Genomic DNA, 14252 nt, shown 5'->3' on the forward strand with positions numbered 1-14252 from the left:
TGCCAAGGCAATGAGGTTCAATCAGCGCCCATTGGGCGTCTGTCAGCACAAAGCGTTCCATCCGAAGCTTGAATCATAACCCAAGCCTCATGTGAATCCCCACAAACCCTAGTCCTCGGCGGAGCTGGAACCGGGAAAACGGTGCTGGCAATCGCTCGCGCCCAGCAACTCGCGAAAGACGGGTTCCGGACCATGTTAGTCTGCTACAATGAATTGTTAGGCGCTGAGCTCGCTCGGCGCGTTGGCCAGACACCTAGCCTCACGGCTGGTACGTTTCATGCGCTATGCCTGCGAGAGGTGCAACGCGCCGGGATAGTCGTCTCGAACAAGCGTGATCAAGCATGGTGGGAGGATGAGGCGCCATCAGTTCTCATCGATGCATGCTCGCGCAACGAAACCATCTACGACGCAATAGTCGTCGACGAAGGCCAGGATTTCTCGCCGAGCTGGCTCGATGCTCTCAAATGCGTGACTCGGAATGTCGAGGAAGCTCCGTTCTTCATGTTCGCGGATTCGCGCCAAGACATTTGGCGCCGCGGGTGGGATCTCGATGCTGATTTCCCGTTTGTGTGGGAGTTGACGCGCAACATGCGTAACACCCACCCGATCGCGAAACGCGTCGCGGCGATCGTGGGTGGCGATGCACAGGATCGTGGCATCCTTGGCCCCAATCCGATCTGGAGGGCGAGCGATGGGCCAGCGAAAGAACGGGACGTCGTCAATGCCGTCGAGCATCTGCTGGATCAGGGATTCGGCCCCACGAGTCTCGTAGTCTTGTGCGGTTCGAGACGCATGGCGGAGCGGTTGAGGGAACGATCAATCGGGCCGTTCTCGTTTGGGCTTTGGGGCAGTCGTGGTATTCCGGTGGAGACCGTATCGCGTTTCAAGGGCCTCGAATCGCAAGCGATAATTCTCGTTCTCGATGGACCCTTCTCGAATGACGCGCCCACCTCAGCGTATGTGGGCATGAGCCGTGCCCGAAGCGTCCTAGTCGTGGTTGGCGACGGCGCGGATCAGTCACCGCTCAGCTGGGACACGCAGTGACGTCGAAATAGCCAAGCCCCCCGGCAAGTGCTTTTCGCGACAGCCGCGTATTAAACATACGGCAGGAAGGTTCGCCCAGATGGAGACAGACCGCACAGGCACCTCCAGTGTCCTCGCAACCAGGGTCCAAAGCGCATCGGTGCTCGTCATCAACCATCCCGTCCAATAGGTGATGGAGGTCGGATTCGAACAGAGCCTGTAGTCCGCCGAGCACGAAATCGCCGCGGGCTGCAGCATATACGAAGAATGAGAAGGCTGCTGGCAGGACGACCTCCGACAGGGCGCTTCGCTCGATGCCCGCAAAGACGGCGGCCCGTTTGATGAACGCATGCGAGATTGAATGAACCAGTTCGATCACCTGCTCGGTGAGCGGATTGGGCCGGTCCATCGACCTCATCTCGGCCAGGATCGCTTCGGCCGCCTCACGACCTGTCGAAACGTCAGCGAACACGAAGCCCCGCTTGATCAACCATCGTAGGATCATCGTCGGGTCGAGCTTGACCAAGAGCGCCTCGGTCTGCGCCAAGTCACCATAGACGATGTATTCGCCGGTCTTCTCGCGATAGGTACGCAGCCTACTGTCACCGGGATTGGATTTGCCACGTGTGTAACCAAACTGAGCGGTAAGGACCGGGAACTTATCGATCAGTTCGATCCGCTCGATCCCAGCGCGCTTTAACGCGCGTGGGTAGTCCGATTGATATTGATCCCGCAGGACATCCGCAGTTGATCGAGCCAATAAATCGGCGATCTTGATGCGGCTCTCGAAGGTCGCCAGCGCCACTTGCTTGGCTTGGCGTTCAGCATCTGCACGCAATTCAAGGTCGAGAACGAGAGACTTCTTCCCCGTCCCGGCCGCTTCAGGCATCGCAGCGATCATGGCGGAGATAGTCGCCTCGTCGAAGCCGCGGGCCTCAAGCAGCTTCCGGATTGATGTCGGGTTCTGTGCGGCCGCCGATTCGGTGAGCCGTCGCCCTACCATACCCTCAAGCATCCACTCGAGTGCCCGCTCTCCGCCTCCTGCCTGCTCAATCTGAACAAGAACCTCGCGACGCGGTGGATTGATCATGCTGATGCCGCGAGGCTTGAACACATTTCCCGATCGATGGACTGTGAATGAGAGCGCACCGCCCAGCGCGCAATCGCAGGATGCGCCGAAGCCGCGATCAAGATGCGTGCCTGGTGGGCACTCTGGGCAATAGAACACCAGTTCAGCTGCCGAGGCCGTTCCCGGGAAACGCACTGCCCTTTGTCCGTGCTGGGGACATTTTCGGACATATGGAGTTTTGATCGCGCCACAGGCTTCATGGTAGCCGACGAACGGGAGCTGGCCACGCCGCCCCGTCGCGCCGCATTTGCATCTTCCCATTGCATCATCATGGAGCCGCTTGCAGCGCTGGCACATGAAGAGCCGCGGAAACGGCTCGCAATAGAGACCTTCTTCCCGGTTCAAAGCGTGTACGCGCACCGGCTTGTGCGCCAGCAGATCATCGACGAAGCCGCCGTCTTGGCTTGGATTCGCCTCCTTCCAGGGATATGCTGCACGGATTAACTCCTCGCGCAGAGCCCCGGTGTCGATAGCCGTTACCGTTTTCGGATCATTCCACTTTTTGACCTTCCAGATGCCGCCGTCGGCGTCGACGGTCTGCTCGGGAAGATGCCCGAACAGTATTTGTGACCCGCTCCGCATCTCCCTCATGACGTGCTGTTTCCCTTCAAGGGTGCCTGTTCCTCCACGTCGCGCAATGATGTCATCGGCGAACCGGTCGGCGACGCATCGGACGGGAACCGCGCATCAGCCGGAGGCTCCCGTAGATTCCGAGCGAAGCCTTCGAACCATCCCTGCAATTGCGCCCGCATGAACTCGTCATGCTCGTCGATCCCGATGTCGACTGCGATTGACCGCTCGTCATCGACCAGCATATCTGGATTGGCCTGCAAATATTGATTGAGGTCGCGGATCATCGTCATCCGGCCGTTTGAGGCTGGTTCATGGATCAGATTGATCCTAGCTAGCTCAAGACCTGATATCGTCCTCTCCAAGACCCTCCTGCTTTTCCGCGTGATCGGGATCGGCTCGACGAACCGATCGCCATGGGACACGAATTCTGGGAAAGCTCGATAAACGCTCGCGTCTCGCTCCCGGGTCATCTTGGGGACGACGATCACGAGTGCTGGCCACTTGCGACCGACGCGGGCAGTAGCTTGGATAAATTCCGCGACGCCGAGCGGAAAGGCCAACATGATCATCACATTGAGCCGATCGATGTCAACGCCGTGCGACATCATCGACGAGGCTGCGACTAGATGCAGTCGATCCTCATACTTCTGCTCGGCCGCCTCCAGTCGATCGAGCGTCCGCTTCACCTCTTCGAAACCGACTCTTCCGGTCAACGTGGCCACGTTGGGCGGAGGCTCAAGCTCGGCATATTGCGTCTCCGATGACCGAAGCACCGCGTCGATGTCCTGGAGCGTGTTCCCATAAATCACGTTCGTGCCGTACAGATCGATCAGGAATTGCGCGAAGCCTGCATCGATCGCTAGCTCGTTGCACATCTGTTGAGGGTTGGAGACCATTCGACGGATGGCCCGCTGTAGGGTGACGATTAATCGATCCACGACAAACTCGACAGTCAGGCGGCGGGGCGCGAAGGCCACGTATCTGCGCATCACCTGGCCAGAGTCAGCAGCCCAGAAACCTTGCCCATCAATCGGCGGAGGCTGCGGGAACACCCTAGCCTTGCGTCGGTAAAGAACGTCGACTTGCTTGGCGTAGCCTGAAAGTGTCGCAGAAGAAGCGAGGATTTTCGGCTTGCTTCCGGTGAGCTGCTCCTGGATGCCGTCGAGAGCACACTCGTAATGCGCGTCGACCGCGCCGAGGCTGTCGCGGAGGAGATGCAACTCATCCTGCAAACGGAAACTCACCGGATAGAGTTCGGCCGCCATCGGCAAAGGACCTGGCGCTCCACCGGGGCAGTCGGGGACGAAACAACCATTCGGGAACATGCTTCTGGTCGCATAGGTATATCCGTGGCCGGGCACTTTGCACTTGCCATGAGGGCTGCCGACCAAGCCTCGCATTCCGGTCTGACGGGAGATGTTCGCGGCCTTGTCTAACGTCCCGATCACTATGGTCGGCAAGAAGCGCCAAATCTCATCGTCGATGACATGGATCGGCAAAGGCGCGCCTGCCGTCGGGCAATCGGCGTTCGAGCAGATATGATCGAGGCGCCACAAGAGCCGGTCGAACTCGGTGCCAACGGTGCGTTCACGACAGAACGGACAACGGTCCAACAGCATGAAGGGATTCTGCTTCTCCTCCACCGTTTCCGCGTCGATGCCGCGTCGGGAACCGTCTTTCACGATTCTATTGGGTGTTGCACCCCCGCCGACGAGGAAACCCAGGGAGAATGGATCGCCGGGGAGGTCGACCTCTCGGCGGACCATCTCAGCGGCTGCAAGGGCATTCGCGAATCGCTGGGTCTGCTGCAACGACAGCAGCCGCAGTGGGAACCTCGACCATGCGGTGATCCCGGAAATCTTACCGCGCTTCCGATCCAGGAACGCCGCGGTGAGCAGCAGGCCGAGATAGGTCTCGGTCTTACCTCCGCCCGTTGCGAACCAGACAATATCGACGATCTCCGCTTCGGCTATCGGGTCGACGAGACACCGCAGGTTCGCAAGTAGGAACGCGAGTTGGAAGGGCCGCCATTCATCGTACTTACCCGCCGCCGAAATCCGCATCGCCCGGTTCATCAACTGGAAGGACGTGCGCAAACGCTCATTGGTCTCCAGCGACCGCACACCTGATCTGATCCGCTCTAGCTCCAATCGGAATTCGTCCTGTGCCTCTTGCGCTTCCTGGCGCATTCCGTCGGACCATTGCTCGGCACTGGCGCAAGCTTCAAGTGCGGCGTCAGACCAGACGCTGGCCGACCACTCCTCGAACGATCGCAGAAGACGACGGGCGCTTTCGATCGGGTCAGCCGCGAGTCTGGCGAAAGTCAGATCGGGCTTCTGGTCAGTTGACGGCCAGAACGTCGGCCGTTCTTTGGTGTGGGCTGGACCATCGCTCGTGCGGATTGTCCCCTCTTCGAAGATCGTGAAGCCGCAGTTGATGCCATAGGCCTGGACGTGTCGATCATAGCGGAACGAGTCGGGCAGCGTTTCCAGTTCGAAAGGCCGGCGCGCAAGGCCGATCACTTCCAGATAAGCTTCGAAGAAGCGTCCATCGGCGAAGTCGGTGATTTCTTGGCTAGTGTTGACGAACGTGATCTCCAAGGCTCGGGAGGACGGCGTGCGTCCGGTCATCCGGACGCGTATCTCCCCACTGAGACCCTCCGCACCGGTCGCAACCAAGGCCTCGGTGATCGGTTCAGATCCGAAGATTTGATCCCCGTGCTTATCCTCGACGACGATCGGCACGGAGACGAGCACTGGATCGGTCTTGTCCCACGCCCAACGGAGACCACCACCATCATCGGCCCTTCGTCGCTTCCAGAGGTGACTACCGACACGCACCTCGAATGAAAGGGGGAATTTCGCAGCAGGCCGAATCCTCACACCGATCGCACAAGGCTCCAGTCGATCTTGCCGTTCGTCGGGGCGCGTCACGAAATCTTTGGGGCCAAGGCGTCCGAGCCAAAAACGGCCAGTTGGATCGACATGGGAACTGACTTCCTCATCTCCTCGCGCCTCGATCATCACCCGTCGCTCGAGCCATGCGACAAAGCGTTCCGCCGCTTGGTAACGAGCGGTGTCGTCGTTCGGGTTTTCGATCCAAGTGATCATTAACACCCTCTATCAATGATGGGCGGAAGCGCACAATACCTATCAGACGCCGGCTCTTGGTGGGCCGAGTAATTCAACCAGATCATCGATGAGCCCACGCTTGCTTTTCAATCCACATTGCCAGGTCGTCAAGACTTCCAAACTGCGCCGTCTGGGAAACGTGATGTTGGTCGCGATTAAACCCACCTCTTAATTCGAGATGCTATCTTTCTGTCGATCCCAGCAGAAGACCCGCGCGAGCAGGAGCGGGTTTACCGTCGAGCCGATGAGCAGTCCGGCCAAGATCGTCGCCGAGTTCCGCGTTAATTTGGCCACCCCCGACAGGGCTTCTGCGGCGGCGCCATGTTGATGCTGGATAAGTGCTTCAATCACGCTGGCGGCTTCGTCTGCGTGTTGCGAAAGCGATGCAGACAGCGCTGAACCGATCTCGTCCAGCTTATCGAGGAGCATGAATGGCCGGATGCCCCCCGGTCTGCGATGCGTCCAGACGGCTTGCATATTGCGGATGTCGGCAGACGCAACAAATTGACGCACTTCCTCGAGATAGGGAGCGGCGGCCTGCTTCAAAGCTTTCTTGGACCTAGTTTTGAGGTATCTCGCGGTCTCCTCGTCCAGTTGGAGGGAATGGATCGCTTTTGATGTGCCAAAATAGAAGGCCACGCCCCATTTAACGATCTCGCCCGAGCAATCATTGTCAAGCTCGAAGCGCACCCCACTCTTCAATTGAAGGCTGGGGATCGCGAACTTGAACGTCCTGTTGGCCGGGTAGCGCACGCCAGCACGATCTGGAGGGGTCTCGACCGGGATCGGCTCTGGTCGACGAAGGGCAGTCGCGGCTTGAGGAAGCAATGGCACCTCCTTCGCGTTGCGCCGCTGCAGCACCTGTCCCATAAGGTAGGAAAAAGCCGGAGGGATCGCGTTGCCGATCATACGGAGTTTTTGGCCATAGTTAGCGCCGTAGAATTGGAAGGTGACCGGAAATCCTTGGAGACAGGCGCGCTCGCGCAGGGTTAACCTCCGGTAGGCGTCATCGCGGCCAGGCACCGCGATGACGATGCTTTCGCGTGAAACCCTAGTGCATGTCGCCGTGATGGTCCGCACGGTCCTGTCCATCGGATCAGGGAACGGCATCGAATTATAGACCGTGTGCGTCATTTTGTTCGCACGGTTGATCCGAACCTCTTCCGGGCTCAGTAAATCCTCTTCGACATGGTCTATCAGGTCGGAGCGATCGATCTCGAAACCATAGATCGGATCGACCACCGGAGTGGCCGCCAACCCGGAGACAATGTCGCCAAGCGTGCATGGGGCCGACGTAGGCTTGTACGATTTGAGCAACTCCATGTCGAAATTGCCCGCGATGCACCGACGCCGGCGTTGCGGAATGCCGAATTCGGCCATGTCGACGACGTGCGTTACACAGCCGAGATGAGAGAAGTCCGCCAAGACGCCGCCAACTTCGAGTTCCTTTTCGATGATCTTCGCCACCCGTGGGACGTTCTCCATCGCCCACATCCGCGGCTTCAGGTGATCAACGATCGTCAAGAATTGGATGATGTCCTTCAAGCCATCGACGAGGTCACCACCGCCTCCACGATTACTGAAGGAAAATTGGGTACAAGGTGGACTACCGACGACAATGTCGATATCGGTCGGCAGGTCCTTGAGGGCCAACCGACGGATATCGACGGTCTGGGCCTGATGCGAGTTGTTCTTGAAATTGGTCTCGTTCGCTGGTCCCCAGAGCTCGTAGGATGCAACCACCTCCACGCCGGCCAGTTGGAGGCCAAGCGACCATCCTCCGACGCCAGAATAAAGATCGATTGCCCTCGCTGTCCGCACTCTTTTGTCCATGCCGCCCCGACTCCGCTTCATAGTTCCACTTGAATAGATCTTCTCCGGATTTGGCAAGATTCTTTCTCGCCAGATCGTCAGAAAGCGCCGATTGATCTCTCAATGATCTCGAACAAATGAAGAAGCGCAAGCCGCGCCCAGAAAACGAAAGGCGACTATTGCGGCAGCGGAGCTCAACCAGCCATGAACGGGCGGACATGTTCTTTGCCGCCATCAAAACAGGGTTGGCACTGTCAAAATTGGCGCGCTGATCGGCAATGCCATAGAACCATTTTGGCCCGTGGATGAGATTATTGCGCGGTCGGTGTACGATCAGCAGCGCGGTCAGGACGGCGGCCGGATCGTTATGACCGGCAAGGACCGGTTGGGTCGTCAGGACATACGTCGCCGCCATGTTGAGGCCGCCAAACCGCTCTGTGAGCCTTCCGTCCTGCCATTACCGGTCACGAAAATAAGCGAACGACTCTGGGACCAATGCTGGATTGAGGCAGTCGGCTGCATCAATTAACGGCCTCTGGCGAACCGTGAGTCGCCAGAAGCGACGCCTCAAACAGGCCCCATATCTGTTTCGATAATCGCGTGCAGGTCGTGGCATCGGCCGGATCTGGCAAGACTTCAATCATGGTGGCAAAGGCTGCGTACGCCATCCATCGTGGGTTTATGGCTCCGCAGAATATTGTTCTGATGGCTTTCAATAAAAAGGCAGCCGAGGAACTGAAGGATCGCGCCATTCGTGCTTTTGAACGCCTCGGCATGGATGGCAATGGCGTTGAGGCCACGACGTTTCATGCGTTGGGATTAGGCATTATCGGCAAGGCGACGGGTAAGAAACCCGATGTTCCAGCTTGGACGACTGATACCGGAGCCTCGTGCGAGAAGATCCTCGAGATTGTGGACTGCCTAAAAGATCAGTCCGATGAGTTCCGGACGCGGTGGGATATGTTTCGTATGGTCTTTGGTCGTGATCTGTCACCACCAGGTCAGCCCGTCGAGGGCGACGCCTGGGACAGAATGGGGACGGCTCTGATTAAGACTCTGGATGGCCAGCGCGTGCGCAGCCAGGAAGAGGCCATTATCTGCAACTGGCTTTTTTATAATGGTGTTCATTACGAGTACGAGCGCCCTTATGAAACGGACACGGCAGACGTAGCGCATCGACAATACAAGCCTGATTTCTATTATCCCGACATTCTGCTGTATCACGAGCACTTCGCGTTGGATGCAGAGGGCAAAGCGCCGCCCCAGTTCAAGGACTACGTGGAAGGGGTGAAGTGGAAACGACAGCTCCATCACGACATGGGGACTGCGCTGATTGAAACGACTTCACATCAGGTAAGAAACGGCGGTGTTTTTGAGCATCTTGCTCATGAACTGACGTCACGTGGCGTCAAATTGGATCCCAATCCGAACCGGCCTATTCCTCAGGGTGCGATAAGGCCAATGGAAGCGATGGAGCTTGCTTACCTGGTTCGCAGCTTTATCAGTCATGCGAAAAGCAACTGCCTCAATTCTACAGATTTGCGACGTCGTCTGGATGCCATGCCAGAAGGCTCATTCAAGTATCGCCATCGCATGTTTCTGGATCTTTTTGAGCCAATCATTGCGAACTGGGATCGTGCTTTGGCTGAAGACGGCGGGATCGACTTTGAAGACATGCTCAATATGGCAGTAGAACATGTTGAGCAGGGACGCTGCCAGGTTCCGTATGATCTGGTTATGGCGGATGAGTTCCAGGATGCGTCCCGCGCTCGTGCCCGTCTGTGTCGTGCGATGGTACAGAAACCGGGACGCCACTTCTTCGCCGTTGGCGACGATTGGCAGTCGATCAACCGTTTCGCCGGAGCAGACGTGTCGGTCATGACAGACTTCGAACGCTGGTTCGATCATGGCCAGCTTCTGAAGCTGGAGCAGACGTTTCGTTGCCCGCAGGCGCTGTGTGATGTCTCTAGTCATTTCGTCACTAAGAATCCGACACAGATCCGTAAGCGGGTGCATTCGGACACGCCAGCCGTCGGCCCCGTGCTCCAGGCACTCGAGGTAAGCAAAGAGCGTGAACTCGAACGAGCCGTCGGAGAATTTCTGGCCTCTCTCTACCAAGGAATATGTGCCGGACACATTCCTTTGGGGCGGCACGGTAACGTATCAGTATTTTTTCTAGGACGTTATAGGGCCGATAACCGGAGCATCTGAGGCGCTGGAAATCTCAGTACGGCAGCAAGATTGAGCTATCTTTCGTGACGATTCACAGCTCAAAAGGCAGTGAAGCCGACTATGTCATTCTGCCATCAATGATCAGCCGTTTACGCGGCCTTAGTTTTCCAAGTACGCGGACGGATGATCCTGTACTGCAGATGGCCATGCCCTCGGGTGATAACTTTCCTCAAGGTGAAGAGCGACGGCTGTTTTATGTGGCACTGACGCGTGCTCGCCGGTCGGTGATCATGTTCACGGTTAAGGGTGAGCGCTCCACCTTTCTCGATGAACTAGTCGCTGACAAAGCGGTCACAGTGACGAATCTCCATGGGGAGAAGATTGAGGAGCAGCGATGTCCGGCATGTAAGCGAGGAGTGATTGTCACACGGACAGGACCCTTTGGTGAGTTCCAAAGCTGCTCCAACTATCCTGCGTGTGAGTATAAACCGTCCTCAAAAGATTATTCTAAAAATAGAAAAAAACTCTCTGAAATCCTCTCTCATCTGTGAGTGACGAGGTGGTTCTGGTTCTCTCCGACGCATAGAGAATTAACCGAAAGAAGATGCGGACGTTTCAGTGCGGTAGTTTTAAAATAACGCTTGAAATCTTCCGTATGCTTCATGGTCTCGTCGGTCTCCTGATACGAACTTAAAACGCTCAGATGACCGGCACAAAACCATTACAAGTGGCGGGTTCGAAGAATCGTTGATTGAAGACCTTTCTGCCTGATTTTGGGCTTATAGTCTGGTATTGAAGGCTCTGTATGGTGATTTTTACTCTGCGTTTTAAACAGAGAGAGGGTTTCATGCTCTGGATTGCTACGCGGCGGCGTTAATCCGCTCCAAGAGGAGAAAGCGGCGCATATTATAGACGATGGTGGCTCGAGCGATGCCTACAGTCCGGACGAACAGCCCCGTCTGTGATTTCTGATCGGCAAAGACATTCTCGACATGCGGCCGGATGATGAACTTTCCGGCATTGGAGCGTTGGGTGTGCCAGGGCATAGGCTTGAGATGCAGCTTCTTGCGATGGATTTTTTAGACAAAGCTTTGCTTTTCCATGAAGTCCTCATTGGCTTTTGAACGGGAGACTGTGTTTGCCCAAAGTATTGAGGCTGTATTGGTTTTATCAAGCAAGCCTTCTCTCAATCGCGCACCATCACTGGCGGCGGCATCTGTCGTCTTCTATTTGCGGAGCAGACGAAACTTCCGGTCGATGGAAATATGAGATTTGTAGCCAAAGAACGGGATGGCCACGTCTGTTGCGGGCATACTCCCGTCCTCCTTTCGTTTCGCTTTCGTGAACTTCAACGTCCAGCGCGCATGACGGTCCTTGTGGGACAGCTTGGAGGCTTGTCCTGCCTGTCCCTGTGGGATCCGTCGGATCCATCCTTCCCGCAGATCCGCCTTTTCATCGTTGGTATTGCGCTACTTTGGGGCTGCTACCAATGTTGCAGCCAGAATCTGGCCTGACATCGACAGATACGGGCGATGATCATGTTTGTGGAGAAGACGCGTCCTCTCGATTCGAATCCGATTCGCGCAGAAAGTGATTATTTTTACATCATTTGAATTTATGCCTTTTTATTTGAAGTAAATAAATAATTGAAATAAAATTAGAATATTCATTATCGTATTAGAGTAATATCGTATAACTTCAATTTATTTTATTGTTTATTTGAACATATTGAGTAATTTTTTCTCCTTTTCATATTTATATTAAAAATATGAGCGAATGTTATTTTTAAGTTCAAGGGTTGGAAATTGCTAAGCCGCATATATTCACGTGTCAAGTCGATAATATATGAAAATATACATATTAATACATAATTTTGGCAACAAACCGAAGAATTAGGCACTATTTTTTGCTGATTATCAGGAGTTTTTTCTATATTTGTACAGATAAAAATATTTTATTGTTTTAAGTCACGTTTTTTCGAGATATACCATTAGCATCAGAGGCGATATGCCTCGATATACTCTAATTTTAAAAGTAATTATTGGAGTATATGTTTTCTCGGAGGTAATGATGGCAGAAAATCTTCTGACAATTGCTCAGGTGTGCGAACGCGTGTCTATGTCGGCGTCTCACATACGCAAAAGGATTAAGCTGGGAAAATTTCCAGCGGCGACGCACAGGTTGAGCACACGTATGGTGAGATGGAGCGAAAGCAGCATTAATGAATGGATTGAAAAGACGCACGAGCAGAAAAAACACTAAACTGTTGAATATAAAACAGAATAACTCATGACTCATGTGTAGAATGAAATGAATGGAAGAATTTACTCGATACGACGATCACCGACCTCACCGTTTTCTGTGTTGTAGAAGTGTCACGGCGTCGGCTGCGTCTGACATCAGAAGATCGGCCCATATCTGAGCCAGCTCCTGCCGACGTTCCATATGCAGAGCCCGGTTATACGCGGCTTCAACTCTGTTTTGATTTGAGTGTGCCAGCATAAGATCAATGACAGCTCTGTCCTGCGGATAATGCTCGTTCATGATGGACGAAAACGAAGCACGAAAACCATGTGGCACCTGTCTGCCAGCGTAGCCTGCCCGCTGCAGAAGATAACCGAGAGCGTTTTCGCTCATCGGGCGATGGGCCCACCGCGCATTAGGAAAAACAAGAGGGCCTCTGCCCGTCAGCGTAAAGACCGCATCAAGAATGTCCCGTGCCTGACGCGATAAGGGAACAACGTGCTCACGCCGCATCTTCATGCGCTCTGCTGGAATGACCCAGGTGGTTCTGTCCGCAGACACCTCATGCCAGGCCATTGCATGTACTTCACCGGGACGCACAGCAGTCAAAGCCAGAAAACGCATCGCCAGAAGCGTAACCGGATGGGCCGGGATGGCTTCGACGTCCTGGAAGAGCTGTCTTAGCGCATCAAGATCAATGAGGGCAGGTTGCCGTCCTTTCTTCAGAGGAGCCAGAGCGCCTTTGATAACGGCGGCGGGATCATGAGAACCCAGCCCATGCGCGATACCGAACAGAAAAATTGCACTTAATCTCTGTCTGATCCGGCGCGCCGTTTCCTTCGCACGCCCAGCTTCAATTTTCCTGATTGCTTCAAGGACCATCGGAGCAGTGATATCGTCCAAGTCGATGTGCCCCAGATGCGGCCAGATCAGACGCTGAAGACTCGTTCGAACGTCTTCACTGTGTCGGGGTGTCCACCGGGCAGATTGAGTCTGAATCCACATTTCGCCGACATGCTGCAGCTGTCTATCAGTGCGCCTGGCTTGCGCTTGTCTCTGACGACGGGTCAGAGATGGATCACGGCCCGCCCGCAGCTCCGCGCGTGCCTGATCACGGGCGTCACGGGCCGCTGCAAGCGTCACCTCAGGGTAAGCGCCAAAAGCGAGCAGCTTTTCCCGCCCACCAAAGCGATACTTCATGCGCCACAGACGCGAGCCATTTTTCTGGACCAGAATGAACAGTCCGCCTGTATCGGCAAGCTTGTATGGCTTCTCTCGGGGTGCGAGGCGACGCAGCTGAACGTCTGTCAGCATTGATACCCCAACACCAGAAATGATACCCCCATATCTACCCCCACAATGCATGAGCTTGAAGGAACATCACAGCGCGTCATAGAGCACATAAACGGCAGAAAACTGCCAGCCTTTCTGTGCTTGAAACGCTATAGACTGCTATGGGATATATCAACTGGCGGAGAGGGTGGGATTCGAACCCACGGTACCCGTAAGGCACAACGGTTTTCGAGACCGCCCCAATCGACCACTCTGGCACCTCTCCACACGCCTTGCGGCGTTGCCAGCGGCTTTTAGGGAAACCCGATGGGAATGACAAGAGCCATTTTCATCTTCCGGCGTTTCCTGTTGACGGATCGGCATGACGCCGCGTAAAAGCGCCACTCCGCCACCATAAGGCGGGGCAGGCCGCGTATGACGGTCAACGAGAAGAAGCGACTGGACTGATCGCCTGTGTGAAAGCGCCGCGAGAGGTCGATTGATCGGAAAGAGACAGTTTCAGAATGTTCGCAGTCATCCGCACCGGCGGCAAGCAGTATCGCGTTACACCGAACGCCGTTCTCAAGGTCGAGAAGCTTGAGGGTGAGGCCGGTTCGACCATCACCTTCTCCGAAGTCCTCGCAGTAGGCGGTGAAGCCGGCACAACCATCGGCGCGCCTCTCGTGGCAGGTGCCACGGTGACGGCTACGGTCGTCGCACAGGATCGTCTTCCCAAGGTGATCATCTTCAAGAAGCGTCGCCGGCAGAACAGCCGCCGCAAGAACGGTCACCGTCAGCCGGTCACCGTCCTGCGCATCAGCGAGATCAAGGCTGCCTGATTTCTCTCCCTAGTAAGGGATTGAAGATTTCAGGCGGCAAGACACTAAGGAGCAAGA

Annotated in this window: 9 protein-coding genes, 1 tRNA gene and 2 pseudogenes; 6 read left to right on the forward strand and 6 right to left on the reverse strand. The window is 55.5% G+C overall.

Annotated elements, in window-relative coordinates; all coding sequences use genetic code 11:
* Positions 1-75 precede the first annotated feature (75 nt).
* Both GOB87_RS17115 and GOB87_RS16765 read left to right on the forward strand, forming a co-directional pair.
* Positions 76-516, forward strand: a pseudogene (locus GOB87_RS17115) (AAA family ATPase); the annotation flags it as partial.
* Positions 517-588: 72 nt separating this feature from the next.
* Positions 589-1044, forward strand: a complete 456-nt coding sequence (locus tag GOB87_RS16765) for a DEAD/DEAH box helicase (protein ID WP_242006245.1) — start codon at positions 589-591, stop codon at positions 1042-1044.
* Here GOB87_RS16765 and GOB87_RS08080 read toward each other — a convergent pair.
* The 3 genes from GOB87_RS08080 to GOB87_RS08090 form a co-directional block, all read right to left on the reverse strand.
* Positions 1025-2743 carry a DUF1998 domain-containing protein gene (locus GOB87_RS08080; RefSeq protein ID WP_194303275.1) on the reverse strand — a complete coding sequence of 573 codons (1719 nt, stop codon included), beginning with the start codon at positions 2741-2743 and terminating at the stop codon, positions 1025-1027. The genes GOB87_RS16765 and GOB87_RS08080 overlap by 20 nt on opposite strands.
* A complete protein-coding gene (locus GOB87_RS08085; RefSeq protein ID WP_166314937.1) occupies positions 2740-5835 on the reverse strand; it encodes a helicase-related protein in 3096 nt (1031 codons plus the stop codon). The genes GOB87_RS08080 and GOB87_RS08085 overlap by 4 nt, the downstream gene beginning before the upstream one ends.
* A 189-nt stretch (positions 5836-6024) precedes the next feature.
* A complete protein-coding gene (locus GOB87_RS08090; protein WP_166314940.1) occupies positions 6025-7689 on the reverse strand; it encodes a DNA cytosine methyltransferase in 1665 nt (554 codons plus the stop codon).
* Between the two features lie 561 nt (positions 7690-8250).
* Between GOB87_RS08090 and GOB87_RS08095 the strand changes: the two genes are divergently transcribed.
* Both GOB87_RS08095 and GOB87_RS16605 read left to right on the forward strand, forming a co-directional pair.
* Positions 8251-9879: a UvrD-helicase domain-containing protein gene (locus GOB87_RS08095; RefSeq protein ID WP_264806360.1), complete on the forward strand. Its 1629-nt coding sequence runs from the start codon at positions 8251-8253 to the stop codon at positions 9877-9879.
* Positions 9880-9908: 29 nt separating this feature from the next.
* A complete protein-coding gene (locus GOB87_RS16605) occupies positions 9909-10391 on the forward strand; it encodes a 3'-5' exonuclease (RefSeq protein WP_264806358.1) in 483 nt (160 codons plus the stop codon).
* A 309-nt stretch (positions 10392-10700) separates the two neighbouring features.
* Here GOB87_RS16605 and GOB87_RS08100 read toward each other — a convergent pair.
* A pseudogene (locus tag GOB87_RS08100) lies at positions 10701-11366 on the reverse strand (IS5/IS1182 family transposase); the annotation flags it as partial.
* Between the two features lie 544 nt (positions 11367-11910).
* On the opposite strand from GOB87_RS08100, the gene GOB87_RS16770 reads away from it, so the two are divergent.
* Positions 11911-12102, forward strand: a complete 192-nt coding sequence (locus GOB87_RS16770) for a helix-turn-helix transcriptional regulator (RefSeq protein WP_257916676.1) — start codon at positions 11911-11913, stop codon at positions 12100-12102.
* Between the two features lie 87 nt (positions 12103-12189).
* Here GOB87_RS16770 and GOB87_RS08110 read toward each other — a convergent pair whose 3' ends face one another.
* Both GOB87_RS08110 and GOB87_RS08115 read right to left on the reverse strand, forming a co-directional pair.
* Positions 12190-13398 carry a tyrosine-type recombinase/integrase gene (locus GOB87_RS08110; RefSeq protein ID WP_166314946.1) on the reverse strand — a complete coding sequence of 403 codons (1209 nt, stop codon included), beginning with the start codon at positions 13396-13398 and terminating at the stop codon, positions 12190-12192.
* Between the two features lie 155 nt (positions 13399-13553).
* Positions 13554-13642 (reverse strand) — tRNA-Ser (locus GOB87_RS08115).
* A gap of 238 nt (positions 13643-13880) precedes the next feature.
* Here GOB87_RS08115 and rplU point away from each other — a divergent pair.
* A complete protein-coding gene (gene rplU, locus GOB87_RS08120) occupies positions 13881-14195 on the forward strand; it encodes a 50S ribosomal protein L21 (RefSeq protein WP_166314949.1) in 315 nt (104 codons plus the stop codon).
* Positions 14196-14252: the final 57 nt, after the last annotated feature.

Origin of the sequence: Acetobacter estunensis, assembly GCF_011516945.1 — a bacterium.
Taxonomy (GTDB): domain Bacteria; phylum Pseudomonadota; class Alphaproteobacteria; order Acetobacterales; family Acetobacteraceae; genus Acetobacter; species Acetobacter estunensis.